This window comes from Dietzia sp. NPDC055343 (assembly GCF_053645265.1).
The window spans coordinates 48,850-73,051 of the sequence record NZ_JBSHMJ010000010.1 but is presented as its reverse complement, the minus strand read 5'-3'; the positions used below and the strand labels follow the sequence as shown (position 1 = coordinate 73,051).

Sequence of the window (24,202 nt, the reverse complement as noted above, 5' to 3'; positions counted from 1 at the left end):
CCCGTTGTCGAGAAATGACGAACGCCCCGGGCTGAGCCGGGGCGTTCTGCGCGGTGCGCGATACTGGGATTGAACCAGTGACCTCTTCCGTGTCAGGGAAGCGCTCTCCCGCTGAGCTAATCGCGCGGGTATCTCCTGCCGGATCACTCCGACGTGGAGGTGGAGACGGGAATCGAACCCGTGTTGACGGCTTTGCAGGCCGCTGCCTCACCACTCGGCCACTCCACCGCAAAAGGTATCGAGCCTGGTGAGGACAACCTGACTCCTCGATCCCTCCGAGCGGATGACGGGATTCGAACCCGCGACCCTCACCTTGGCAAGGTGATGCGCTACCAGCTGCGCCACATCCGCACTGCGTTCCGGTTCGCTGTAGGCGCTCCGGGCTGCGAGAAAGAACATTAGCCGACCCCGGATGAAGAACACAAATCGGGGGCCGGATATGGGGTGTGAACTGCAAAAACAGCAGATGTGCGCTGTTTTGTGGTCATGAACGCGTGGGTCTCCCGAAGGCCGGGGTGCGTGCGACGCTCGGTGCACTTCCACTACAGGCGTGGCGAGCGGCAGGCGCCAGCCGTGGGCCCGTCGGAGGGCACGTACCGGGCGCCACGGGCCGGGCACCGGATGGGCTGCCGAACCCGGACAGTCGCGGCATCACGGGGTCGAATTGGGGTCCGGGATCACGCTTGCTACAGTGTTCGAGTGCCACGGCGGGAACGCCTCGACACAGTGCGGTCCTATAGCTCAGCGGAAGAGCGCTCCGTTCACACCGGAGAGGTCACTGGTTCGAACCCAGTTAGGACCACCACCCAAGTCACCGAACCCCTCCCGGTCAGCCCGGGAGGGGTTCGTCGGTTTCGCGGACTCGCTTTCGCCCGCCGCCTCCGTCTGGTCAGGACTCGTTGCCCGCCAGTGCCTGTTCGAGCGCCCGGGAGAACACCTCGACGGGCTGAGCCCCACTCACCGCGAGCCGACCGTCGAGGACGAAGAACGGCACGCCCCGCACGCCGATCTCGCGGGCGGTCTCGATGTCCTTCCGGACCTGATCGGCGTAGTCCTCTCCGCTGAGCAGGGCGTCGAGTTCGTCCGAGGGGAGGCCGGCCTCGATCCCGATACGTCGGAGGACATCCGGATCCGAAACCGCCAGTCCCGCGGTGAAGTGGGCGCGGCGCACTGCTTCGTCGACAACGTCCGAGCGGTCGTGCCGGCTGGCGAGCGCGGAGAGTCGATGGGCGTCGAACGTCGAACAGATCTGTGCAGACCGCCAGTCGAACTCCAAGCCGAGATCGCGAAAGCGTTCGGCCATCTGCTCCTGCCCGGTCTCCGCGTCGGCCAGTGGCGTCCCGTACTTGCGGGAGAGCATCTGCGCACTGCTCTCGCCCCGCTGGCCCGCCGTGAGTGTCGGCGACGCGGGGTCGAGTTCGTACGCACGCCACACCACCTCGACCGGAACGTCCGGGTGGCCGCCCCGGAACGACTCCAGCGCCTGCTCCAGGTGGCGTTTCCCGATCCAGCAGAAGGGGCAGATGACGTCGGACCAGATATCGATGCGCATGTCGGGTGCAACACCTCATGATGATCCGGGATACCGTGACAGCCCGGGTAGCATGGACCGGCCCCGGTGCGTCCGCGTTCCGGGATGTCAGCCCGGGTGGCTCAAGCCGCCCGACGTCCACTGCCGAGGAGATCGCCCCCGTGTCCGAGAACCGCATGCCGGAAGCCGATGTCGACGTGACGGGTGCGGCGACCGTGACCACCGTCATCCCGGCGGGGGAGCCGGCCGGGAAGATCCTCGCCGAGCGTGAGCTGCAGTCCAGGAGCGGCCCCGAGACAATCGTTGTGGTCCGGGATTCTGAGAACGCGCTTCGCGACCTGTCCTGGGCGCCGGAGGCGGACACCGAGGTCGAACTGGTCCGCGCCGATTCCGAGGACGGCCGTTCGGTGATCCGCCACTCCTGTGCCCACGTGCTCGCGCAGGCCGTTCAGGACAAGTTCCCGGAGGCCAAGCTCGGCATCGGTCCGCCGATCGCGAACGGCTTCTATTACGACTTCGACGTGACCGAGCCGTTCACCCCCGAGGACCTCAAGGACCTCGAGAAGCGGATGAAGAAGATCATCAAGGCCGGCCAGCGCTTCTCCCGTCGTGAGTACGCCTCGCTCGACGAGGCCCGCGCGGAGTTGGCCGGGGAGCCGTACAAGCTCGAGCTCGTCGAGGACAAGGGGCGCGCGGATGCCGGCGATTCCGAGGGAGCCGAGGCCCTGGCGGATTCCGAGATCATGGAGGTCGGCGCCGGCGCGCTGACCGCCTACGACAACCTGAACCCGCGCACCGGTGAGGTCATCTGGTCGGACCTGTGCCGCGGCCCGCACACGCCCACCACCAAGTTCATCCCGGCGTTCACGCTCACCCGCTCATCGGCGGCCTACTGGCGCGGGGACCAGAGCAAGGCAGGCCTCCAGCGCATCTACGGCACCGCTTGGGAGAGCACCGAGGCGATGGACGCCTACCTCGACCGCCTCGCCGAGGCCGAGAAGCGCGACCACCGGCGATTGGGCACGGAGCTGGATCTGTTCAGCTTCCCCGACGAGATCGGTTCGGGCTTCCCGGTGTTCCACCCGCGCGGCGGAATCATCCGCAACGAGATGGAGCAGCACTCCCTCAAGCGGCACCTCGCTGCGGGTTATTCGCTCGTCAACACCCCGCACATGACCAAGGGCGACCTGTTCCGCAAGTCCCAGCACCTGAGCTGGTACGCCGAGGGCATGTTCCCGCCCATGATCGTGGACGCGGAGTACGACGCGGACGGCAACGAGACCAAGCCGGGGCAGGACTACTACGTCAAGCCCATGAACTGCCCGATGCACAATCTCGTCTTCGACTCGCGGGGCCGTTCGTACCGCGAGCTGCCGCTGCGGATGTTCGAGTTCGGCACGGTGTACCGCTACGAGAAGTCCGGGGTGATCCACGGCCTGACCCGCGCCCGCGGATTCACGCAGGACGACGCCCACATCTACTGCACCGAGGAGCAGATGGAAGGCGAGATCGCCTCGGTGCTCTCGTTCATCATCTCCCTGCTGCGCGACTACGGGTTGGACGACTTCTATCTCGAGCTGTCCACCAAGGACCCCGAGAAGTACGTCGGCGGCGATGAGCTCTGGGAGCGGGCCACCGAGACCCTTGAGCGCGTGGCCACGAACTCCGGCCTCGAGCTCGTGCCGGATCCGGGCGGGGCGGCGTTCTACGGCCCCAAGATCTCGGTGCAGGCCCGCGACGCGATCGGCCGCACCTGGCAGATGTCGACGGTGCAGCTGGACTTCAACCTGCCGGAGCTGTTCGACCTGACCTACAACGCCGCCGACGGCACCAAGAAGCGCCCGGTGATGATCCACCGTGCGCTCTTCGGATCGATCGAGCGGTTCTTCGCGGTGCTGCTCGAGCACTACGCCGGACTGTTCCCGGCGTGGCTCGCGCCCGTGCAGGTGGTGGGCATCCCCGTCGCGGATGCGCACGAGAAGCACCTCGAGGACATCATCGACGAGCTGCGTGGCCGGGGAATCAGGGCCGAGCTGGACACCTCCGACGAGCGGATGCAGAAGAAGATCCGCAACCACACGACCGGCAAGGTGCCGTTCATGTTGCTGGCCGGCGACCGTGATGTCGAGGCCGGCGCAGTGAGTTTCCGGTTCCCGGATGGCACGCAGCTCAACGGAGTCTCGCGCAACGCCGCGATGGACAAGATCCAGCACTGGGTCTCGTCGCAGCGTAACGACGCCCCGACCGCGGAGCGGTTGTGACGGGCGGCGGTCCGGTATCCACCGGGACCTACCGCCAGTACGGCGTGGGCGAGGACCGTCTCCAGTTGCTGTGGACGCCCTACCGGATGTCCTACATCGCCGAGACCCGGCCGGAGCCCGCCGAGGGGATGACCGGGGAGCCGTTCCTGGATATTCCGCAAATGAGCGACGAGGACGGGTTGGTGGTCGCCCGGGGCGAGCACGTGTACGTCGTCCTGAACCTGTACCCGTACAACCCGGGGCACTCGATGGTGGTGCCGTACCGCAAGGTGGCTGACCTGGAGGATCTCGACGACGACGAGGCCCGCGAGCTCATGTCGTTCACCCAGCATCTGCTCCGCGTCATCAAGGCCGTGTCGAATCCGGACTCGTTCAACGTGGGGCTGAATCTCGGCAGCGCCGCCGGGGGCTCGCTCTCCGAACACCTGCATCAACATGTCGTGCCACGATGGATCGGCGACGCCAACTTCATCACCGTGACCGGTGGTACGAAGGTGTTGCCGCAGTTGCTCAAGCAGACCCGTCAGCTGCTCGCTGACGCGTGGACCACGACGCCTTCCGGGCCCGGCCACACCTGAGAAGCGGGGAGAAGAATGCTCAGCGAGTACGGACGGTCCGGGGTGACGAAGGTGGCGCACCCCGTCGCCGCCTTCCTGGTACGCATCGGCGTTACGGCCAACGGGATCACGCTCACGGGCCTGGTCCTGACCTGCGCTGCGGCGGTGGGGTTCTTCGGCACCGGCCATCTGTTCGCGGGCGCGATCGTGATCGGCCTATGCACCCTGTTCGATCTGGTCGACGGGGCCGTCGCGCGGGCCGGCGACGGCGGCTCGCCGTACGGCGCGCTCGTCGACGCGGTGTCCGACCGGGTGGCGGACGGCGTGATCCTCGGTGCCCTCGTGTGGTGGGTCGTCGACACCGAGCCGACCAACCGGTTCGCCCTGGTCATGCTGCTGGCCTGCATGGTCCTGTCTCAGGTGGTCTCGTACTCCAAGGCCCGGGCGGATGCGGGCGACCTGCGCACCCCGGGCGGGCTGATGGAACGGGCGGACCGGCTGGTGATCGTCCTCGTCGGCGCAGGGCTCGAGGGACTCGGCGTCCCGTGGGCCCTCGAGGTGGCGGTCACGGTGGTCGCGCTGGGCAGCCTCATCACGGTCATCCAGCGTGTCCTGGGTGGCCGTGCCGACTACCTGTCCCGGGTGGCGGACAAGGGCGCGGCCTCGGTCGGTGACCGATGAGCCGGGTGGGCCAGACGCTCTCCGATTACGGTTATGCCGCCGGCTGGGCGGTCGTCCGGGCTCTGCCGGAGGGGCTCTCCCGAGGGCTGTTCCGCGCGGGCGCGGATCTCGCGGCTCGCCGGCAGCGCCCCGATTCGCAGTTGCGCAAGAACCTCGCCCGCGTCCTCGGCGTACCCCCCGCCGACGTCCCGGACGAGCTGATCCGGGACTCGATGCGGTCCTACGCTCGTTATTGGCGTGAGGCGTTCCGACTGCCGTCCATGGACCGTGAGGCGGTGGCGCAGGAGATGGACCGAACCATCTCCGGTGTGGAGCACATCGACGACGCCCTCGCTCTCGGGCGAGGGGTCGTGGTGGCACTTCCGCACGCGGCGAACTGGGATCTCGGTGGTACGTGGCTGGCTCGCCGCTACGGCGGATTCGCCACAGTCGCTGAGAGGCTCAAGCCGGAGTCGCTCTACCAGCGATTCCTGGAGTATCGGGAGGGTTTGGGCTTCACCATCTATCCGCATTCCGGGGGGCCAGTTCCGCCTCTCGAGGCGCTGAAGGCGTACCTCGCCGAGGGCGGGATCGTGTGTCTTCCCGGCGAACGGGATCTACGGCACACCGGCGTACCCGTGACGTTCTTCGGCGAGGAGACCCGGATGCCCGCGGGAGCTGCCAAACTCGCTGTGGAGACCGGAGCCCCGCTGCTAGTGGCCCACTTCTGGTACGAGGACGAGGACACGATGCGCGTGCGGATCACCCCGCCGATCGACGTGTCCGGGGGAGTCGAGGCGGGCGTGCAGGCCATGGCGGACACGTTCGCCGAGGGAATCGCGCTCCACCCCGCGGACTGGCACATGCTCCAGCCGCTGTGGCTCGACGACCTGTCGGCCGAGCGTCGAGAAAAGCTCGAGGGCTGATCCGACCGTGCGCATCGGCATGATCTGCCCGTATTCGTTCGACGCGCCCGGTGGCGTCCAGGCCCACGTGGTGGACCTGTCCCAGGAGCTTCGCCGCCGCGGGCACGACGTCCGGATCCTCGCACCGGGTCGGCCGGAGAACGCCCCTGCCCCCGGGATGACACTCACAGGGCCCGGGGTGGCGATCCCGTACAACGGCTCGGTGGCACGCCTGAGCTTCGGCCCGGCGTCGTGGCGGGCGACCCGCAACTGGCTGCGCGAGGCACCGCTGGACGTGCTGCACATCCACGAACCCAACGCGCCCGGGGTCGGGATGTTCGCCCTGGCCATGGCCTCGGGCCCCATCACCGCCACGTTCCACACCTCCACCACCAGTTCGATGATCCTCGAGGCCTCCGACGCGGTGCTCGCGCCGCTGCTGGAGAAGGTCCGCGGACGGATCGCGGTCTCGGCACTGGCCCGGCGCTGGCAGATCGAGGCGCTCGGCTCGGACGCGGTCGAGATCCCCAACGGTGTCGATGTGGGCGCCTTCGCCGGGGTCGACGCGTCGGCGGAGTACGCAAACGTGCCCACCATCGCATTCCTCGGCCGCTACGACGAGCCCAGAAAGGGCATGGACGTCCTGGTCGCCGCGCTGCCGAATGTTCTCGACTCGGTTCCAGACCTGCGTCTGCGCGTCATGGGGGACGGGGACGAGAAGGCGTTACGGGAACGCCTTCCCCGAGGTATGTCCGTGGACTTCCTCGGTCGCGTGGACGACGCCCGTAAGGCCGCGGTCCTGGCCGCCGCCGACGTCTACTGCGCACCCAACCTCGGCGGGGAGAGCTTCGGGATCGTTCTCGTCGAGGCCATGGCGGCCGGTACCGCGGTCGTGGCATCCGACCTCGACGCGTTTCGCCGGGTCCTGCGGGACGGCGGATGCGGTGAGCTCGCGACCGTCGGCGACCCGGAAGCCCTCGGGGAGGCCCTGACGCGCGTGCTGGTCGACGACGACCGCCGCGCGGACCTGCGTGCGCAGGGCAGCGTCGCTGTGCGGGACTACGACTGGCCTGTCGTCGCGGACAGGGTGATCCGGGTGTACGAGACGATCCGCGGGCCGGGGGAGACGATCCGTGTCCGTTGAGCTCGTGGTGCTTCTCGTCGTCGTCGCCGTCCTCGTCCTCGCCGCATTGCTCGGCGCCTACCTGACCGCGCACCGCCTGGACCGTCTCCATATCCGCACCGACCTCGCGCGGGCGTCTCTCATCGGGGTCCTCGAACGCCGTCACACCGTCGGTGCGGCTGTCGCGCGGGACCTCGCGGCCCGGGACCCGGCCGGCGCGGAGCGGTTGACCCGAGCACTGGCGGACGCGCGCTCGCACCTCCCGGGCGAGGTGGTCGGCGTCGATCCCGCCCCGGCTCCCGACCGCCGACGCCCGGCACGTGACGACGACCTCGTCGGCTCCTCGCCAGATGCCGAGCTGGCGGAGAACAGACTCGGCGTGATCCTCGCGGGGCTCGAGACGGCCGCGCTGCCCGACGACCTGGAAGCCGAGCTCGACGACGTCACCGACCGCGTCGCGATGGCGCGGCGCTTCTACAACGACGCGGTCCGGGACACACGGAGCCTGCGCGAGCAGACCCTCGTCCGGTTGCTCCGGCTCGCCGGTCACGCGCCGATGCCCGACTATGTGGAACTGGTCGATGCACCGGCACCAGTGGGGTGAGGCGAGGCGGCCGGGTCAACGAGCGGGAGCCGGCCAGGGCGGCGGTTGGAGAGTCCGGGTGAGGGCAACCTACACTGGACGTCTATCACACGTCGTCTGAGCCAGGAAGGCCTATTCGTGAGCGAGTCGAGCGAGAACACCACCGGAACCGCACGCGTCAAGCGGGGCATGGCCGAGATGCTCAAGGGCGGCGTCATCATGGACGTCGTCACCGCCGAGCAGGCCAAGATCGCCGAGGACGCCGGCGCGGTGGCCGTCATGGCCCTCGAGCGTGTTCCCGCCGACATCCGCGCCCAGGGTGGCGTGGCGCGGATGAGCGACCCCGACCTGATCGACGGCATCATCGAGGCCGTCTCCATCCCGGTCATGGCCAAGGCCCGCATCGGCCACTTCGTCGAGGCGCAGGTCCTGCAGGCGCTCGGCGTGGACTTCGTCGACGAGTCCGAGGTACTGACCCCGGCCGACTACACCAACCACATCGACAAGTTCGACTTCGAGGTGCCGTTCGTCTGTGGCGCCACCAACCTCGGCGAGGCACTGCGTCGCATCACCGAGGGCGCGGCCATGATCCGCTCCAAGGGCGAGGCCGGTACCGGTGACGTCTCCAACGCCACCACCCACATGCGCACCATCCGCGGTGAGATCCGCCGGCTGCAGTCGCTGCCCGCCGACGAGCTGTACGTGGCCGCCAAGGAGCTCCAGGCGCCGTACGAGCTCGTCAAGGAGGTCGCCGAGACCGGCAAGCTGCCCGTGGTGCTGTTCACCGCCGGCGGTATCGCCACCCCGGCCGATGCCGCGATGATGATGCAGCTCGGCGCCGAGGGTGTGTTCGTGGGCTCCGGCATCTTCAAGTCCGGCAACCCCTCCGAGCGGGCGAAGGCCATCGTCAAGGCCACCACCTCCTTCGATGATCCGAAGGTGCTCGCCGACATCTCGCGTGGTCTCGGTGAGGCCATGGTCGGCATCAACGTCGACGAGATCCCCGAGCCGCACCGGCTCGCCGAGCGCGGCTGGTGATCAGCTCCGGCTGAGTGTGCGCGCAGAACCACCCCGGTGGCTCCGAATCCCGGAGCCACCGGGGTGATCTCGTCTCCGGGACACACGTGACCGCGGTGCGTACCCGCAGCGCTAGGATCTGTCCATGCATGCAGCCCCCCTGTGGACCCTGCCCCGGGTCCGGTCCCGTCGCCCGGCGGCGGGCTCGCGATCGACCGTCCGCCCGAACCGCGCCGGCTCCCCGGGAAGCGCGGGTGAGCGGTCGTGAACAAGATCGAGGACATCCTCGACATCGAGCGCATCGACCGCGACCTCTACCGGGGCCCGGCGATCACCACGAACCTCCAACGCACCTTCGGCGGGCAGGTGGCAGGACAGACCCTGACCGCGGCGGTCCGCACCGTCGAAGACGACAAGCACGTCCACTCACTCCACGGATACTTCATCCGGCCCGGCATCCCCGACGTTCCCACCGTCTTCCAGGTGGACCGCCTACGGGACGGCCGCAGCTTCGCCACCAGGCGGGTCACCGCGATCCAGGAGGGCGAGCCCATCTTCTCGATGTCGGCGTCGTTCCACCTCGTCGCCCAGGAAGGCATCGAGCACCAGGATTCGATGCCGCGGGTGATCGATCCCGAGGAGATCGCCGTTCCGACGATCGAGGATCTCGACGAGACCCATCGGGTGTTCGTCGAGGAGTGGGCGCAGTGGGACATCCGCATCGTGCCGCGGGACCGCATGGAGACCCTCTCGTCGCTGGCCGCCCAGCAGCGGGTCTGGTTCCGCTGCGTCGACACACTGCCCGACGACCCCAACTTCCACGTGTGCACCCTGGCGTACATGTCCGACATGACCCTTCTGGGCTCCGCCAAGATCCCGCACCCCGGCGAACCCACCCAGGACGCGTCCCTCGACCACGCCATGTGGTTCATGCGTCCCTTCCGCGCGGATGACTGGCTGCTCTACGACCAGACGTCCCCCTCCGCCTCCGGCGGGCGCACGCTCACCCAGGGCCGCATCTTCGACCGTCAGGGACGCCTTGTCGCTGCGGTCACCCAGGAAGGGCTGTCCCGCCGCCTCCGGCCGGGCGCCCAGTCATTCCCGGTCGATCTGTCCCGCGGGAAGGGGTCGGACGGCCCGGCCTCCGGCGAATGAGCCGGCCCGCACCGACGATCGGGGTGCTCGCCCTCCAGGGCGCCGTGATCGAGCACATCCGCCATCTCGAGGAGGTCGGCGCCCGCGCGATCTTGGTCCGGAAGCAGTCGGAGCTCGACGCCGTCGACGGCCTCGTCCTGCCGGGTGGCGAGTCGACCACCATGAGCCGACTGCTCGACGTGTACCAGATGTATGAACCGGTGGCCGAGAGGATCGGCGCCGGGATTCCCGTATACGGGTCGTGCGCCGGAATGATCCTGCTCGCCTCGCACGTCGTGGACACCCGCGCCGACGCCACCTGGTTCTCGGCCATCGACATGACCGTCCGGCGGAACGCCTTCGGCCGCCAGGTGGATTCCTTCGAGGCCGACCTCGTCGTCGACCCCCTCGGGCCGGAACCACTGCGGACGGTGTTCATCCGTGCCCCGTGGGTCGAGACCATCGGCCCCGGCGTCGAGGTACTCGCCCGGGTCCGGGCGTCCGATGGACGCGACCACGCGGTCGCGGTGCGTCAGGGCAACGCGCTGGCCACCTCGTTCCACCCCGAGGTCACCGACGACGTTCGGGTACACAGGTACTTCCTCGACATGGTACGGGCCGCGACCTCGTAGACTGGGCGGTCAGCGAGACCTCGCGCCGGAGCCCGCGGACATGCGGGCCCCGGACCCAGACACCCCCGGAGGGCGGAGAAACACATGGCAGGCCATTCCAAGTGGGCCACCACCAAGCACAAGAAGGCGGCGATCGACGCCAAGCGCGGCAAACTCTTCGCCAAGCTGGTCAAGAACATCGAGGTGGCGGCCCGCACCGGCGGGGGCGACCCGACCGGCAACCCGACTCTCTTCGACGCCATCCAGAAGGCGAAGAAGAACTCCGTCCCGGCGGACAACGTCGAGCGCGCCCGCAAGCGCGGCGCCGGCGAGGAGGCGGGCGGCGCCGAGTGGGAGACCATCATGTACGAGGGCTACGGCCCGAACGGCGTGGCCATGCTCATCGAGTGTCTGACGGACAACCGCAACCGCGCCGCGGGAGAGGTGCGCGTCGCCATGACCCGCAACGGCGGCAACCTGGCCGATCCCGGCTCGGTCGCGTACCTGTTCGCGCGCAAGGGCGAGATCGTGCTGGACAAAGCCGAGCTGACCGAGGACGACGTGCTCATGGCGGTCCTCGAGGCCGGCGCCGAGGAGGTCAACGACCTCGGGGAGCAGTGGGAAGTGGTCTGCGAGCCCACCGACCTCGTCCAGGTGCGTACCGCTCTCCAGGACGCGGGAATCGACTACGAGTCGGCCGAGTCCGGTTTCCGGGCTTCGGTGGAGGTGACCGTCGACGCCGACGGCGCCGGCAAGGTGTTCAGGCTCATCGACGCGCTCGAGGACTCGGACGACGTCCAGAACGTCTTCACCAACATCGACGTCCCCGACGACGTGCTGGCGGCCCTCGACGCCTGACGGCCGTGCCGCTGGTAGGGTCTCGAACGTAGGTTCTACCGCCGGTCGTGGAGGGGGCGCTATGCGCGTCATGGGTGTGGACCCGGGGCTGACCCGGTGCGGTCTCGCGCTGATCGAGACCGCACCGGGTCGGGCTGTCACCGCATTGGACGTGGACGTGGTGCGGACGACCGCGGACGAGCCGCTCGAGCGGCGGTTGCGGGCGGTGCACACGGTCGCCGACGAGTGGATGGACGTCCACGAGCCGGACGTCGTGGCGATCGAGAGGGTCTTCGCACAGAACCAGGTGTCCACGGCGATGGGCACCGCGCAGGCCGCCGGCGTGGTCGCGCTCGCCGCCGCCTACCGGGACATCCCGGTGGCATTCCACACACCGTCGGAGGTCAAGGCCGCCATCACCGGAAGTGGGCGCGCGGACAAGAAGCAGATGACGCTGATGATCACCCGGATCCTGGGACTGCAGAAGCCGCCCAGTCCGGCCGACGCGGCGGACGCGCTCGCGTTGGCCGTATGCCACAGCTGGCGGGCTCCGATGCAGGGCCGTGTCGCCTCGCTGGACGCGCAGGTGGCGCGGTCCCGCGCAGGTTTCGAGGCGAAGGTCGCGGTGGCGCGTGAGTCGGCCGCGTCGCGGGGGATCCGGGGCCGGGGATCCGCCGCGGACCAGGAACGTGCCCGGGCAGCCGCCCGGGGGATGGCTCGAACGAAGGGAGTCCGCTGGTGATCGCCTCGATCCGGGGAACGGTGGCCGAGATCGGTCTGGATCGCTGTGTCGTGGAGACCGGCGGGGTCGGGGTCCTGGTGCACGCGACACCGGCGGCGCTCGCCGGGTTGCGCCGCGGTTCGGAGGGCATGCTCCACACCGAACTCGTGGTGCGGGAGGACTCGCTGACGCTCTACGGGTTCGACTCGGTGGAGGCCAGGGGACTGTTCCTCACTGTTCAGACCGTGTCCGGCGTGGGGCCGCGACTGGCGCTGGCGATCCTGGCCACTCTCGAGCCGCACGAGTTGATCCGCGCACTCGGCTCCGGTGATGTCAAGGCGCTCACCCGCGTCCCGGGCGTCGGCAAACGCACAGCGGAACGCATGGTTCTCGAACTCAAGGACAAGGTGGGGCCGCTTCCCGGCGAGGCGGGCGCGGCTTCGGCCGACGGCAGCGGTGGCGCGGTCCCCGCCGCGACCGAGGTGGCCGAGGCGCTGGAAGGGCTGGGGTTCTCCGCCGCAGAGGCGGACAAGACCGCCACCGCGGTGTTGGCCTCCGATCCGGGTCTGGGTCCTGCAGAAGCCCTCCGGATGGCGCTCAAGTCGCTCGGGAAACGCTGATGACGGGTCCCTTCGAGGAATCGGGTGGCGAGCCGGAGTCAGGGCTCACTGCTGCACTCACCCCGTTCGACACGGATGTCGAGGGGGCGTTGCGCCCGCGAAACCTCGGCGAGTTCATCGGCCAGGAGACGGTCCGGGAGCAGCTGGACCTGGTCTTGACCGCCGCTACCCGGCGTGGGGTCGTACCGGATCATCTGCTGTTCTCCGGCCCGCCCGGCCTGGGCAAGACGAGCCTGGCGATGATCGTCGCCGCGGAGCTCGGCGGCTCACTCCGCATCACCTCGGGCCCCGCGTTGGAACGTCCCGGGGATCTCGCGGCCATGCTCTCGAACCTCATCGAGGGCGACGTGCTGTTCATCGACGAGATCCATCGGATCGCCCGGCCCGCGGAAGAGATGTTGTATCTCGCGATGGAGGATTTTCGGATCGACATCATGGTGGGAAAGGGGCCGGGCGCCACCTCGATTCCTCTCGAGATCGCGCCGTTCACCCTCGTCGGTGCCACCACCAGGTCCGGCGCACTGACCGGGCCGCTTCGTGACCGGTTCGGTTTCACCGCACACATGGACTTCTACACCGATCAGGATCTGGCGCGGATCGTGACACGGGCCGCTGACATCCTGACCATCCCGGTCGACCCCGATGCGGCGCTCGAGGTGGCCGGCAGGTCGCGGGGCACACCGCGAATCGCCAATCGTCTGTTGCGGCGAGTCCGGGATTTCGCCGAGGTGCGGGCCGACGGCCGGATCACCGTCCCGGTCGCCCGCGCGGCACTGGAGGTCTACGAAGTCGACCAACTGGGGCTCGACAGGTTGGACAGGGCCGTACTGCGAGCCCTGCTGGTCCAACACGAGGGCGGCCCGGTCGGACTGAGCACACTGGCCGTAGCCGTCGGTGAGGAAGCCACCACGCTGGAAGAGGTGTGTGAACCGTTTCTCGTGCGGGCCGGCCTTCTCGCGCGCACGCCACGAGGCCGGGTGGCAACGGCGGCGGCGTGGGACCACTTGGGCATGACGCGTCCGGAACGGGGGAGTGGGCAGCCCATGCTCCGTATGGAGGTCGACGGGGGACCCGACTCGGCACGGTGAGCCCCCGGCTGGCATCCTCGGACGAGACCGTCCGCCATCCGGACCACAATTGACAGGGCCTGCAGCAGCGCTGGGTCCGTACCAGGAGGACCCCATGGGACTTGAACTGCTTCTGCCGTTGATGATCGTCGTGCTGATCGTGCTCATGTTCCTGCAGAGTTCCAAACAGCGGAAGGCGATGAAGGCACTCCGCGAGATGCAGGACTCCCTCACGGTTGGTGACCGGGTGCTCACGACCTCCGGCGTCCACGCGACGATCGCGTCGATCGACGAGGAGACCGTCGGGCTCGAGATCGCGCCCGGCGTCAAGACCGTCTGGGACCGGCGAGTGATCCGGGAGAAGCTCGACACCGCCGGATCCACGGATACCGGGACAGATTCCGGATCGGACGACTCGAGTTCTCTGTAAGGCCCTACCCGGAAGTAGGGTGATAGGGCCGTCCGGTCCGCTGTCGGCCACCGAGTCACCTACGCAAGGAAGTTCCCCGTGACACCAGTACGTCCCCGGCGCGCGGACGCGAGACCGAGGCCATGGCGGTTACTCGCCATCTTCTTCCTGGCTCTGTTCATCATCTTCGTCGCCTCATTCGCGGTGGCGGACCGGGGGCTCTCCCCGAAACTGGGGATCGATCTCCAGGGCGGGACGCGCGTGACGCTGATCCCCAAGGGACAGCCGGCTGAGGCTGATCTCCAGCTCGCGCAGGAGATCATCCGAGACCGCGTCGACGGTTTGGGCGTCGCCGGAACCTCCGTGGTGATCGAGGGCAGCAACATCGTGCTCACCGTTCCCGGGGAGGACTCCAGCCAGGCCCGAGATCTCGGAACCACCTCGCAGCTGACCATTCGACCGGTCATCCAGTTCCAGCCCGTTGAGCCGGGCGATCGTGAACCGGTGCCCGCAGCGAAGGGGGACAGCGAGGCGGTGGCCCAGGAGGTCGCCGAGGCTCGCGAGGTGCGGCAGGGCGACCCCCAGGAGCTCACCGAGTCGCTCGCCACGTTCCGCTGTCCGGAGCGGGATGTCCTCGCGGGTTTCGATGATCCTGCGCAGGCGTTGATCGCGTGTGGGGAGACCGGGAAGTACGTACTCGGTCCGGTGCCGCTCCTCGTCGGAGAGCCCGACGACGGCAAACGCCTGGACGGGCAGCAGATCGTCAAAGACTCCGTCAGCTCCGGGTTCAGTCAGCAGGCGGGAAAAAACGAGGTCTCCTTCCGGTTCAACGCCGGCCCGGGCGAGCAGGGAAGCGCCACCTGGTCGCGTCTGACCCAGGAGAACCTGCAGAAGCAGATCGCGATCCTCCTCGACGGCGAGGTGATCAGCGCCCCGGTCGTCCAGGGCGTGACCCCGGTCGGTTCGGCAACCTCGATCACCGGCGAGTTCTCGACCGACGAGGCGTCGACGCTCGCCGGCAACCTCCGGTACGGCGCCCTCCCGATCTCTTTCGAGGACCCGAACGTCGACAACGTGCCGGCCTCGCTCGGCCTGGCCTCGCTCGAGGCGGGGCTTCTCGCCGGCGCGATCGGGTTCCTCCTCGTGCTCATCTACTCGGCCGTGTTCTACCGGTTGCTCGGCGTGCTCGCGTTCATCTCGCTGGCCCTGTCCTTCCTCCTCACCTACGGGATGTTGGTCTTCCTCGGATACACGGTCGACTACAGCCTCGACCTCGCCGGCATCGCCGGACTCGTGATCGGCATCGGTATGACCGCCGACTCCTACGTCGTGTTCTTCGAGCGCATCAAGGACGAACTCCGGGACGGACACAGATTCAGATCGGCCGTTCCGAGAGCATGGAAGAGCGCGAGCCGGACGATCGTCACCGGAAACATGGTCAGCCTCATCGGCGCGGTGGTCCTCTACCTGCTTGCCAGCGGCGAGGTGCGCGGGTTCGCGTTCACTCTGGGTCTGACGACCGTCATGGATGTGTTCGTGGCCTTCACCGTGACGTGGCCGTTGGTCTACCTGGCCTCGACCAAGGACGTCTTCTCCGAGCCCTGGGCCAACGGTATGGGTCGCATGGCGAACCTGCAGGCCGCCGCCGCTGAACGGCGGCGTATCGAGCGTCGCGAGGAGAAGAAGGCCGAGCAGACCCGTGGACGGGGCGTCACCGCCACGATCCAGGGGCCCGACGGGGCCACGGCCACCGGAACCCCGGGCCGTCCCGGCACCGAAGACGAGGAGGAGCGCCGATGAGCACGTCCACCATGGCCACGCCCGGCGACGGCGCCCCGGCAGAGCATGACTCGAATGACAGTCTGTTCAACCGTCTCTACACGGGCACCGGTGCGTTCGAGGTGGTCGGTAACCGTCGTAGGTTCTACGTCCTCACCCTGGTGATCGTCGCGGTCTGTCTCGCGAGCATCCTGCTACGTGGTTTCAGCTTCGGCATCGACTTCGCCGGCGGCACGAAACTCACCATGCCCGCCGGCGAGATCGACAAGGACCGCGTCGCCGCGGTGGTCGAGGAATCGTTGGGCGAAGAGCCCGAGATGGTGCAGATCGTCGGCACGGGCAATGCACGGATCGTCGAGGTGGAAACCCGCTTCCTGACCACGGACGAGATCGCGGCCACCAAGAACGCGATGTTCGAGGAGTTCCAGCCCGTCACCGCGGCCGGCGAGACGTCGGTGGAGGCCATCGGCGATTCCGCGCGTAGCGAGAGCTGGGGCGGCCAGGTCACCCAGAAGGCCCTGATCGCGCTTGCCGTGTTCCTCGTGATCGTCTTCGGTTACATCGCCTTCCGATTCGAGTGGCAGATGGCGACGGCCGCGATCGTGGCCCTGCTCTTCGACATGATCACCACTGCGGGGATTTACTCGATCGTCGGATTCGAGGTAACTCCCGCCACCGTGATCGGATTGCTGACGATCCTCGGATTCTCCCTGTATGACACGGTGATCGTCTTCGACAAGGTCGAGGAGAACACCCGCGGGCTCAAACACACCGCTAGTCGCACGTATGCCGAAGAAGCGAACCTCGGTGTCAACCAGACACTCATGCGGTCCATTCACACCACCGTCATCGGCATCCTTCCGCTCCTCGCGCTCGTCATCATCGCGGTGTGGATCCTGGGCGTGGGCACCCTCATGGATCTGGCGATCGTGCAGATGGTCGGTATCGTGACCGGTACCTTCTCGTCGGTATTCCTCGCGACACCGCTCCTGGTGACGCTCAAGCAACGCGACCCCGAGATCAAGCGCCAGACGACGAAGGTACTGGCCCGACGTGAAAAGGCGGAAGCGCTCGCATGACCGAGTCCCCCCTGACAACTGTCTCCCCGGCGATCAGTTCAGCTGTTGAACGTCTGATGCGCCGCGTCGAGGACTTTCCCTCCGCCGGCGTCCAGTTCTGTGACCTCACCCCGGTCCTCGCGGATTCCGAGGGTTTCGACGCGGTCGTGCGTGGGCTGGCCGCAGGACACGAGGTCGGATCCATCGATTATGTCGCGGGGCTGGACGCGCGAGGCTTCCTTCTCGCCGGTGCGGTGGCCATACGTCTGCACACCGGTGTGCTCGCGATACGGAAGGCCGGGAAGCTACCCCCGCCGGTGCATTCGCGGTCCTACGAGCTCGAGTACGGGGCTGCGACCCTCGAACTGCCCGCTGACGGCCTCGACCTCAGCGGTAAGCGCGTTCTCGTCGTCGACGATGTGCTGGCGACCGGAGGAACGCTCAGCGCGGCAGTCGGTCTGCTGAACGACTGCGGCGCGATCGTCGCCGGTCTCTCCGTCGTTCTCGAGGTCCCGGGTCTCGGGGGTCGGGATAGACTGGCCGACACATCGCTGACCTGCCTCACGGTCGCGTAACACCCGGCCGCTGGGCGCGGCACTTCGATGCTCAGGGAGGAGGCGGGAATGACGCAACGACCGGACCCCGCGGCTCAGACCGGCCGCGGGGAACGTGAGGGCGCGGCCGGACAGCCGCAACCCACCACCCAGCCGCTACCGGTGATCCCGGGCACCAAGCCGTCGGCGAGTCGTCGGGTGAGGGCTCGCTGGGCTCGGCGCCTGACGTCGGGTCTGGCCATCACGTCGACGCCCGCGGTGCTCGAGCCGCTGGTCCGGGTCCATCGGGTCCACCACCCGAAGGCCGACGTCGGCCTACTCGCCCGGGCCTACGCGCTGGCCGACAAGCAGCACGCAGGCGTCTACCGGAAGTCCGGCGACCCCTACATCACCCACCCGCTCGCCGTCGCGACCATCTGCGCGGAGATGGGGATGGATACCACGACACTCGTGGCCGCCCTGCTCCACGACACCGTGGAGGACACCGACTACTCGCTCGAGCAGCTGTCCACGGATTTCGGCGGCGAGGTCGCGCACCTCGTCGACGGCGTGACCAAACTCGACAAGGTCGAGTTCGGCGAAGCCGCGGAGGCGGAGACGATCCGCAAGATGATCATCGCGATGGCGCACGATCCCCGTGTGCTGGTGATCAAGGTGGGGGACCGGCTGCACAACATGCGGACGATGCGGTTCCTCCCGCCGGAGAAGCAGGTCAAGAAGGCCCGTGAAACGCTCGAGGTGATCGCGCCGCTGGCGCATCGGCTCGGAATGGCCACGATCAAGTGGGAACTCGAGGATCTCGCATTCGCGATCCTGGAACCCAAGAAGTACCAGGAGATCGTCCGGCTGGTCGCCGATCGCGCGCCGAGCCGGGACGTGTACCTGGGTACAGTGATCGGGCGCGTCAACGCAGAGCTGGAGAAGGCCCATATCGAGGCCACGGTGGAGGGGCGTCCGAAGCACTACTGGTCGATCTATCAGAAGATGATCGTCCGCGGTCGTGAGTTCGACGAGATCCACGATCTGGTCGGCATCCGCGTCCTGTGCGAGGACGTGCGGGACTGCTATGCGGCGATCGGTGTCGTCCACTCCACGTGGAAGCCCATGCCGGGTCGGTTCAAGGACTACATCGCGCAGCCCCGGTTCGGCGTCTACCTGTCTCTGCACACCACAGTGATCGGCCCGGACGGCAAACCGCTCGAAATCCAGATCCGCACCCACGAGATGCACCGAAATGCCGAGTACGGCATCGCGGCGCACTGGCGGTACAAGGAGACGCGGGGCAAGCACCACGGCGACCAGGCCGAACTCGACGATATGGCGTGGATGCGCCAGCTGCTGAGCTGGCAGCGAGAGGCCGCGGATCCCGGTGAGTTCCTCGACTCGCTGCGATTCGAGATGACCAGCAAGGAGATCTTCGTCTTCACCCCGAAGGGGGACGTGGTGAACCTTCCGGTGGGTGCGACGCCGGTCGATTTCGCCTACGCCGTGCACACCGAGGTCGGACACCGGTGTATCGGTGCGCGCGTGAACGGAAAGCTCGTGGCCCTCGAACGGCCTCTCGAGAACGGCGAGGTCGTGGAGGTGTTCACCTCCAAGGACCCCAACGCCGGCCCGAGCCTCGACTGGCAGAAGTTCGTCGTCTCCGGCCGGGCCAAGAGCTCCATCCGGCAGTGGTTCGCCAAGGAGCGCCGCGAGGAGGCTCTGGAGAGGGGCAAAGACCTCATCACCCGTGAGGTCAGACGCGGCGGCGTTCCCGTTCACCGCGTCTTCTCCAACGAGACGATCGCCGGCGTGGCCCGCGAGCTCGGCTTCGCCGACGTCACCGCGCTCTACACGGCCATCGGCGAACATCACGTCTCTGCGAAGACCGTCATCGGACGACTCGTCGCAGCCCATGGAGGTGTGGATGAGGTCACCGAGGAACTCGCCGACAGGTCGCGGGACAAGACCATCGCCCCGCGTCGATCCGCGCCTGCGGGCGCCGGCGTACTGGTCGGTGGTGTCGAGGACGTCCACGCGAAACTCGCTCGGTGTTGTATGCCGGTTCCCGGTGACGAGGTGCTGGGTTTCATCACCCGGGGCGGCACGGTCAGTGTTCACCGGACCGACTGCACCAATGCCTCCGATCTACATCGTGAACCCGAGCGGCTCGTCAAGGTCGAGTGGGCACCACAGCCCGGCGCGGTCTTTTTGGTGGCGATCCAGGTGGAGGCCCTCGATCGTCATCGCCTGCTTTCGGATGTGACCAAGGTCCTCGCCGACGAGAAGGTCAACATCCTGTCCGCGTCGGTGCAGACCGCCGGCGATGACAGGGTGGCGATCTCCCGATTCACGTTCGAGATGGCCGATCCCAAACACCTGGGTCACGTCCTGGGCGCCGTCAGGCGGGTGGAGGGTGTCTTCGACGTCAGCCGGATGACCTCGAACTGAGAAGAGAAAAGGACGGTCTCCAGCGTGGAAGCTGGGGACCGTCCTGTCTCCGGCGCCCGATCACTCTTCAGGCAGGCCCTCCTGGGCACCGACGGTGACCTTCTCGATCTCGACAGCACTCTTCGGCCGTTGGTAGTCGGCATTCGACGGGTCATTGCTCTTCACGCCCGCGTCGGTGATCTCGTCGAGTACCTCGAGGCCGGACTCACTGATCGTTCCCATGACCGTGTACTCGGCGGGGAGCATCGAGTCCTCGTAGACCAGGAAGAACTGGCTACCGGCACTGTTCGGCGCCTGCGACTTGGCCATGGCGACCGTGCCGCGCGGGTAGACCGACATCCCCGAGCCGTCGTCGGCCACGGCGAGATCGGTGGGCGGCTCATCGACCACCGTGTATCCCGGCCCGGACAGGCCCGTGCCGGTCGGGTCGCCACACTGTAGGACGGACAGGGCCGCGCTCTCCTCGGCGACGGTCAGACGGTGGCATTCGGTGTCGTTGAAGAAACCCTGCTCCGACAGGGAGACGAAACTCGCGACGTTGCACGGGGCGCCCTCGCGGTCGAGCAGGAGCGGGATCTCCCCGCTGTTGGTGGTGATGGTGATCTCTGCGGTACCTCGACGCGGCTGGTCCCCGGTGGGCGCCTCGCCGTCGCGCTTGCTCTCACCGATCTCGTCGACCTGCTCGTTGAACCGCTCGACCTCGGCAACGACCTCGGGCCCCTGGTCCTCATACTCGGCGGGGTCGATCTTCTCCGGCGCCGCCGTGTCCTCCGGGTATTCGCAGGTGATCCAGTTCGCCGCGTATTCTTCGGCGCGGGCCTCCTCAGCCTTGTTCCAGACCACGAAGCCGACGATCCCGAGGAGCACCACGACCACCACGGCGGCCGCAGCGATCTTCAGCTGCTTCTCACGGCGTGCCTGGGCCTCCATCTGCTCGCGCAGGCGCTGGCGTGCCTCGGCTCGACGTTCCTGGTTGGTGGACACAGACCCTCCTGGGTACCTGGACTAGGCTGGAACGGTCGGCTGGATCGTCCTAGGTGACTTCCCGCGGGAAGCCGTGACGCTCCAGCCCAGGGTCCTTGTCTACCAGGTCGGGCTGAGATGACCGAACACCACTCCGGTGTCGCGGTCCGTTGGCCCCCAGCTCCGCGTCACACGTCGTGGGTGATGCGAGAAGAGGAGTACGTGACGTGCAGATCGTCGGTTTCCCCGCGGGGATGTTCCAGACCAACTGCTACATCGTGTCCGACGATTCCGGGGACTGCGTGATCGTGGACCCGGGTCAGGATTCCGAAGCGCAGGTCCGCCAGCAGGTTTCCGAGGCGGGTCTGCGGCCCCGGGCCGTGCTGTTGACCCACGGTCATCTCGACCACATCTGGAACGCGCAGCAGGTCGCCGATCATTACGGGGTGCCCGCCTACATCCACCCGGATGACCGGGAGATGTTGTCGGATCCGGCCAAGGGACTGTCTCTGGACCTGTCGGCGATGCTCAAGGGCGCGGAGTTCACCGAGCCCGCCGAGGTGATCGAAGTATTCGACGGTGACACCCTGACATTCGGTTCGATGGTCTTCGACGTCGACCATGTCCCCGGGCACAGTCCGGGTTCGGTGTCGTTCAGGATCCTGGTGGAGAGCGAGCAGGGGCCTCGCATGGTGGCCCTCGGTGGTGACGTGCTGTTCCAGGACGGTGTCGGCCGAACCGACCTGCCGGCCGGGGACACCAACGTGCTCATGCAGTCCATCGCGAAGAAGTTCCTCGTGTTGGACGACGACGCCGTGGTCCTGCCCGGGCACGGCCCGTCCACCACGGTCGGTCGTGAGCGGCGCTCGAACCCGTTCCTGCGAGACCTGTAGCAACCGCCATCCCTGCATTACGAGAGAGCCGAGGATTTTCGACCCGTGACCGGTAGCCAGAAGAAGACCGCCATCAAGGCGCCCAAGGGCGTGCCCGATTACGTGCCGCCGACGTCGGCGGCGTTCGTCGCCGTACGGGACGCGATCACGCAGGCGGCGCGGAGGGCGGGCTACGGTCATATCGAGCTGCCCGTCTTCGAGGAGACGACCCTGTTCGCGCGGGGCGTCGGCGAGTCCACCGACGTGGTCTCCAAGGAGATGTACACCTTCTCCGACCGGGGCGGGCGGAGCGTGACTCTGCGACCGGAGGGCACCGCGGGCGTCATGCGCGCGGTGATCGAGCACGGCCTGGATCGCGGGCAGCTGCCGGTGAAGCTCTGTTACGCGGGTCCGTTCTTCCGCTACGAGCGTCCGCAGGCCGGCCGCTACCGCCAGCTGCAGCAGGTGGGGATCGAGGCCATCGGTGTGGACGACCCGGCGCTCGACGCCGAGGTGATCGCGGTCGCTGACGAGGCGTTCCGCTCGCTCGGGTTGACCGGGTTCCGCTTGGAGTTGACCTCACTGGGCGACGACACGTGCCGCCCCGAGTACAGGGAGCGGCTCCAGGGCTTCCTCGCCGGGCTGGAGCTGGACGAGGCCACCCGCGAGCGCGCCCGGATCAACCCGCTCCGCGTTCTCGATGACAAGCGTCCCGAGGTCCGCGTCCAGCTCGAGGACGCGCCGCTGATGATCGATCACCTGTCGGACTCGAGCGCGGAGCACTTCGGGTCGGTGCGTGCCCATCTCGACGCGCTCGGCGTGCCGTACGTGGTCAACCCCCGCATGGTGCGGGGACTGGACTACTACACCAAGACCACGTTCGAGTTCGTTCATGACGGTCTCGGCGCACAGTCCGGGATCGGCGGTGGCGGTCGCTACGACGGTCTGATGGCGCAGTTGGGCGGCCAGGACCTGTCCGGGATCGGGTTCGGGATCGGCGTGGACCGCACGATACTCGCGCTCGAGGCGGAGGGCCTCGATCCGACGGCCGGCGGCAGGGTCGACGTCTACGGGGTCGCCCTGGGCGCCGCGGCGAAGTCGGCGCTCGTGCCGGTACTCGCGGAGTTCCGTCGGGGCGGGGTACGCGCCGACATGGCCTACGGGGACCGCGGGATGAAGGGCTCCTTCAAGGCCGCCGACAGGTCCGGGGCGGCGGTGACGATCGTCGTGGGCGAGGACGAACTCGCCGCGGGGACCGCCGTGGTCAAGACCATGTCGACGGGGGAGCAGCACTCGGTTCCGCTCGATTCGGTGGTCGATCACGTTCGTGGACTGCTCGACGACTGACGATGCGTGGCCGCCTGCGCTGCCTCCGCGGCAGAGCAGGCGGCGCCACGTCGTTGAGAACCACCTCGTTCAGAGCTGCGCGCTGAACGTGTCGCAGTCGGCCACGGACCCCTGCTGGTAACCCGTGACGAACCACTGCCGACGCATCTCGGACGAGCCGTGGGTCCACGAGCCCGGATCGACGCGTGCGCCGCCGGACTTCTGGATGTGGTCGTCGCCGATCGCCTCCGCGGTCTGGATGATCGCTTCGACGTCCCGCTCGGTCAGGCTCTCGAGGAGGGGCTGCTGCCCTCCTGGCGCGGGGGTGGACGTGGCGTAGTGCGCCCACAGCCCGGCGTAGCAGTCGGCCTGCAGTTCCACGCGTACCGCGCCGGAGGAGGGGCCGCGTGGATCCTGCTGAGATCGTCGGATGTCGCCGAGCATGGTCTGCAGGTGATGGCCGAACTCGTGTGCCACCACGTACATCTGGGCCGCGCCGTCCGGTGAACCGCCGAGACGCCCTACCAGGACGTCGTCGAAGAACGCCGGGTCGATGTAGACCTCCTGGTCCGCGGGACAGTAGAAGGGCCCGACGTCGGAGGAGCCGGCGCCGCAGCCGGTGTTGATGCGGCCGGTGAAGATGTTGGTATGGGGTTGGCCCCAGTTCATGCCGACCTGGGCGGGTAACTCGGCGGTCCAGACGTCCTCGAGACTCTCGGTGGTGGCGACGATCCGGCAGATGGTGTCGGAGTTCGCCTGTTGGAGATCGCACTGATCGATGTGCGTCTGGAACTGCTCCGCCGATGAGGAATTCTGACCCTGTTCGTCGGAACCGCCTTCGGTCAGGCCCAGCTGGGCCGGGTCCACGCCGAGGAACAGGGCGATGACGACGACAACGATGCCGCCGACACCGCCACCGATCGCCACCCCCCGACCGCCCCGACCTCCTCGGCCACCACCTGACACACCGCTGGTGTCCAGCCGGCCGCCCTGCCTGAATGTCATGGCCTCCGCCCTCCCTCGCGTGGGCCGCCCGGTCTTCCGAGCCGTCGCCACCCCGCGCTGTCGGCCTCACACTATTGCGCGGTACACCCCGTGTGCAGCCGGCACGGGCCTATCCGGGTGGTGGACGTAGACTGTTGTGCGTCCGGGCTGGCGGCGGACTGTCGGCGTCGTCGACC

At 67.9% G+C, this 24,202-nt stretch carries 23 protein-coding genes and 4 tRNA genes; 21 read left to right on the top strand and 6 right to left on the bottom strand.

Translation table 11 applies throughout. The features are described 5' to 3' along the window. Nucleotides 1–54: 54 nt before the first annotated feature. From ACWIE7_RS07145 to ACWIE7_RS07135, 3 genes are all read right to left on the bottom strand, one after another. Nucleotides 55–126, bottom strand: a tRNA-Val gene (locus ACWIE7_RS07145). Between the two features lie 28 nt (nt 127–154). Beyond that, nucleotides 155–228: transfer RNA gene (locus ACWIE7_RS07140), tRNA-Cys, on the bottom strand. A 50-nt stretch (nt 229–278) separates the two neighbouring features. Then, nucleotides 279–351: transfer RNA gene (locus ACWIE7_RS07135), tRNA-Gly, on the bottom strand. A 379-nt stretch (nt 352–730) separates the two neighbouring features. On the opposite strand from ACWIE7_RS07135, the gene ACWIE7_RS07130 reads away from it, so the two are divergent. Beyond that, nucleotides 731–805, top strand: a tRNA-Val gene (locus ACWIE7_RS07130). Nucleotides 806–889: 84 nt separating this feature from the next. Here ACWIE7_RS07130 and ACWIE7_RS07125 read toward each other — a convergent pair. After that, nucleotides 890–1,552 carry a DsbA family oxidoreductase gene (locus ACWIE7_RS07125; RefSeq protein ID WP_454068874.1) on the bottom strand — a complete coding sequence of 221 codons (663 nt, stop codon included), beginning with the start codon at nt 1,550–1,552 and terminating at the stop codon, nt 890–892. A 155-nt stretch (nt 1,553–1,707) separates the two neighbouring features. Between ACWIE7_RS07125 and thrS the strand changes: the two genes are divergently transcribed. The 18 genes from thrS (at nt 1,708) to ACWIE7_RS07035 (ending at nt 19,860) form a co-directional block, all read left to right on the top strand. Then, a complete protein-coding gene (thrS, locus tag ACWIE7_RS07120; protein ID WP_454068882.1) occupies nt 1,708–3,792 on the top strand; it encodes a threonine--tRNA ligase in 2,085 nt (694 codons plus the stop codon). Beyond that, nucleotides 3,789–4,370, top strand: a complete 582-nt coding sequence (locus tag ACWIE7_RS07115) for an HIT family protein (protein ID WP_452098955.1) — start codon at nt 3,789–3,791, stop codon at nt 4,368–4,370. Before thrS ends, ACWIE7_RS07115 begins: the two co-directional genes overlap by 4 nt. A gap of 15 nt (nt 4,371–4,385) precedes the next feature. After that, nucleotides 4,386–5,030 (top strand): phosphatidylinositol phosphate synthase, encoded by a 645-nt coding sequence (gene pgsA, locus ACWIE7_RS07110; protein WP_452098954.1) that lies wholly within the window; start codon nt 4,386–4,388, stop codon nt 5,028–5,030. After that, nucleotides 5,027–5,935 carry a phosphatidylinositol mannoside acyltransferase gene (locus ACWIE7_RS07105; protein WP_452098953.1) on the top strand — a complete coding sequence of 303 codons (909 nt, stop codon included), beginning with the start codon at nt 5,027–5,029 and terminating at the stop codon, nt 5,933–5,935. The genes pgsA and ACWIE7_RS07105 overlap by 4 nt, the downstream gene beginning before the upstream one ends. 7 nt (nt 5,936–5,942) lie before the next feature. Then, nucleotides 5,943–7,058 (top strand): glycosyltransferase family 4 protein, encoded by a 1,116-nt coding sequence (locus tag ACWIE7_RS07100; RefSeq protein WP_452098952.1) that lies wholly within the window; start codon nt 5,943–5,945, stop codon nt 7,056–7,058. Then, a complete protein-coding gene (locus tag ACWIE7_RS07095; RefSeq protein ID WP_454058726.1) occupies nt 7,048–7,641 on the top strand; it encodes an NUDIX hydrolase in 594 nt (197 codons plus the stop codon). Before ACWIE7_RS07100 ends, ACWIE7_RS07095 begins: the two co-directional genes overlap by 11 nt. Before the next feature lie 117 nt (nt 7,642–7,758). After that, complete coding sequence (gene pdxS / locus ACWIE7_RS07090) at nt 7,759–8,658, top strand: pyridoxal 5'-phosphate synthase lyase subunit PdxS (RefSeq protein ID WP_452098950.1); 900 nt, start codon at nt 7,759–7,761, stop codon at nt 8,656–8,658. A 243-nt stretch (nt 8,659–8,901) separates the two neighbouring features. Beyond that, nucleotides 8,902–9,792, top strand: coding sequence for an acyl-CoA thioesterase (locus ACWIE7_RS07085; RefSeq protein ID WP_452098949.1), 891 nt, complete (start codon nt 8,902–8,904; stop codon nt 9,790–9,792). Next, nucleotides 9,789–10,403 (top strand): pyridoxal 5'-phosphate synthase glutaminase subunit PdxT, encoded by a 615-nt coding sequence (pdxT, locus tag ACWIE7_RS07080; RefSeq protein WP_454068873.1) that lies wholly within the window; start codon nt 9,789–9,791, stop codon nt 10,401–10,403. Before ACWIE7_RS07085 ends, pdxT begins: the two co-directional genes overlap by 4 nt. A gap of 84 nt (nt 10,404–10,487) precedes the next feature. After that, a complete protein-coding gene (locus tag ACWIE7_RS07075) occupies nt 10,488–11,240 on the top strand; it encodes a YebC/PmpR family DNA-binding transcriptional regulator (RefSeq protein ID WP_452098947.1) in 753 nt (250 codons plus the stop codon). 61 nt (nt 11,241–11,301) lie between these two features. Further along, the gene (gene ruvC / locus ACWIE7_RS07070; protein ID WP_452098946.1) at nt 11,302–11,961 is read left to right on the top strand and encodes a crossover junction endodeoxyribonuclease RuvC; all 660 of its coding nucleotides are present in this window, start codon (nt 11,302–11,304) and stop codon (nt 11,959–11,961) included. Further along, on the top strand, nt 11,958–12,560 hold the full coding sequence (gene ruvA / locus ACWIE7_RS07065; RefSeq protein WP_452098945.1) for a Holliday junction branch migration protein RuvA: 603 nt from the start codon (nt 11,958–11,960) through the stop codon (nt 12,558–12,560). Before ruvC ends, ruvA begins: the two co-directional genes overlap by 4 nt. Further along, nucleotides 12,560–13,648 carry a Holliday junction branch migration DNA helicase RuvB gene (gene ruvB, locus ACWIE7_RS07060; RefSeq protein ID WP_454068872.1) on the top strand — a complete coding sequence of 363 codons (1,089 nt, stop codon included), beginning with the start codon at nt 12,560–12,562 and terminating at the stop codon, nt 13,646–13,648. The genes ruvA and ruvB overlap by 1 nt, the downstream gene beginning before the upstream one ends. A 94-nt stretch (nt 13,649–13,742) precedes the next feature. Then, nucleotides 13,743–14,057, top strand: coding sequence for a preprotein translocase subunit YajC (gene yajC / locus ACWIE7_RS07055; RefSeq protein WP_452098942.1), 315 nt, complete (start codon nt 13,743–13,745; stop codon nt 14,055–14,057). A 78-nt stretch (nt 14,058–14,135) separates the two neighbouring features. Further along, entirely contained in the window at nt 14,136–15,836 is a 1,701-nt protein-coding gene (gene secD / locus ACWIE7_RS07050) for a protein translocase subunit SecD (protein ID WP_454058727.1), read from the top strand. 11 nt (nt 15,837–15,847) lie between these two features. Then, nucleotides 15,848–16,894, top strand: a complete 1,047-nt coding sequence (gene secF, locus ACWIE7_RS07045; protein WP_454058735.1) for a protein translocase subunit SecF — start codon at nt 15,848–15,850, stop codon at nt 16,892–16,894. Then, a complete protein-coding gene (locus ACWIE7_RS07040; RefSeq protein WP_454068871.1) occupies nt 16,891–17,448 on the top strand; it encodes an adenine phosphoribosyltransferase in 558 nt (185 codons plus the stop codon). The genes secF and ACWIE7_RS07040 overlap by 4 nt, the downstream gene beginning before the upstream one ends. A gap of 48 nt (nt 17,449–17,496) precedes the next feature. Continuing rightward, complete coding sequence (locus tag ACWIE7_RS07035) at nt 17,497–19,860, top strand: RelA/SpoT family protein (RefSeq protein ID WP_454068870.1); 2,364 nt, start codon at nt 17,497–17,499, stop codon at nt 19,858–19,860. A gap of 60 nt (nt 19,861–19,920) precedes the next feature. Here the strand turns inward: ACWIE7_RS07035 and ACWIE7_RS07030 are convergent, their stop codons facing one another. Next, nucleotides 19,921–20,844 (bottom strand): peptidylprolyl isomerase, encoded by a 924-nt coding sequence (locus tag ACWIE7_RS07030; protein WP_454068869.1) that lies wholly within the window; start codon nt 20,842–20,844, stop codon nt 19,921–19,923. 206 nt (nt 20,845–21,050) lie between these two features. Between ACWIE7_RS07030 and ACWIE7_RS07025 the strand changes: the two genes are divergently transcribed. Both ACWIE7_RS07025 and hisS read left to right on the top strand, forming a co-directional pair. Continuing rightward, on the top strand, nt 21,051–21,716 hold the full coding sequence (locus tag ACWIE7_RS07025; RefSeq protein WP_454068868.1) for an MBL fold metallo-hydrolase: 666 nt from the start codon (nt 21,051–21,053) through the stop codon (nt 21,714–21,716). A gap of 45 nt (nt 21,717–21,761) precedes the next feature. Next, nucleotides 21,762–23,042 carry a histidine--tRNA ligase gene (gene hisS / locus ACWIE7_RS07020; RefSeq protein WP_454068867.1) on the top strand — a complete coding sequence of 427 codons (1,281 nt, stop codon included), beginning with the start codon at nt 21,762–21,764 and terminating at the stop codon, nt 23,040–23,042. Nucleotides 23,043–23,111: 69 nt separating this feature from the next. On the opposite strand, the gene ypfJ is transcribed toward hisS, so the two are convergent. Then, the gene (ypfJ, locus tag ACWIE7_RS07015) at nt 23,112–24,026 is read right to left on the bottom strand and encodes a KPN_02809 family neutral zinc metallopeptidase (RefSeq protein ID WP_454068866.1); all 915 of its coding nucleotides are present in this window, start codon (nt 24,024–24,026) and stop codon (nt 23,112–23,114) included. Between the last annotated feature and the right edge of the window lie 176 nt (nt 24,027–24,202).

Bases quoted from the DNA above. Each gene is read 5' to 3' on its own strand.
- pdxT (WP_454068873.1), top strand. From the start codon at position 9,789: ATGAGCCGGCCCGCACCGACGATCGGGGTGCTCGCCCTCCAGGGCGCC.
- thrS (WP_454068882.1), top strand. From the start codon at position 1,708: ATGCCGGAAGCCGATGTCGACGTGACGGGTGCGGCGACCGTGACCACC.
- ACWIE7_RS07035 (WP_454068870.1), top strand. From the start codon at position 17,497: ATGACGCAACGACCGGACCCCGCGGCTCAGACCGGCCGCGGGGAACGT.
- ACWIE7_RS07105 (WP_452098953.1), top strand. From the start codon at position 5,027: ATGAGCCGGGTGGGCCAGACGCTCTCCGATTACGGTTATGCCGCCGGC.
- ruvC (WP_452098946.1), top strand. From the start codon at position 11,302: ATGCGCGTCATGGGTGTGGACCCGGGGCTGACCCGGTGCGGTCTCGCG.
- ACWIE7_RS07125 (WP_454068874.1), bottom strand. From the start codon at position 1,552: ATGCGCATCGATATCTGGTCCGACGTCATCTGCCCCTTCTGCTGGATC.
- secF (WP_454058735.1), top strand. From the start codon at position 15,848: ATGGCCACGCCCGGCGACGGCGCCCCGGCAGAGCATGACTCGAATGAC.
- yajC (WP_452098942.1), top strand. From the start codon at position 13,743: ATGGGACTTGAACTGCTTCTGCCGTTGATGATCGTCGTGCTGATCGTG.
- ACWIE7_RS07040 (WP_454068871.1), top strand. From the start codon at position 16,891: ATGACCGAGTCCCCCCTGACAACTGTCTCCCCGGCGATCAGTTCAGCT.
- ruvB (WP_454068872.1), top strand. From the start codon at position 12,560: ATGACGGGTCCCTTCGAGGAATCGGGTGGCGAGCCGGAGTCAGGGCTC.
- ypfJ (WP_454068866.1), bottom strand. From the start codon at position 24,026: ATGACATTCAGGCAGGGCGGCCGGCTGGACACCAGCGGTGTGTCAGGT.
- ACWIE7_RS07075 (WP_452098947.1), top strand. From the start codon at position 10,488: ATGGCAGGCCATTCCAAGTGGGCCACCACCAAGCACAAGAAGGCGGCG.
- pgsA (WP_452098954.1), top strand. From the start codon at position 4,386: ATGCTCAGCGAGTACGGACGGTCCGGGGTGACGAAGGTGGCGCACCCC.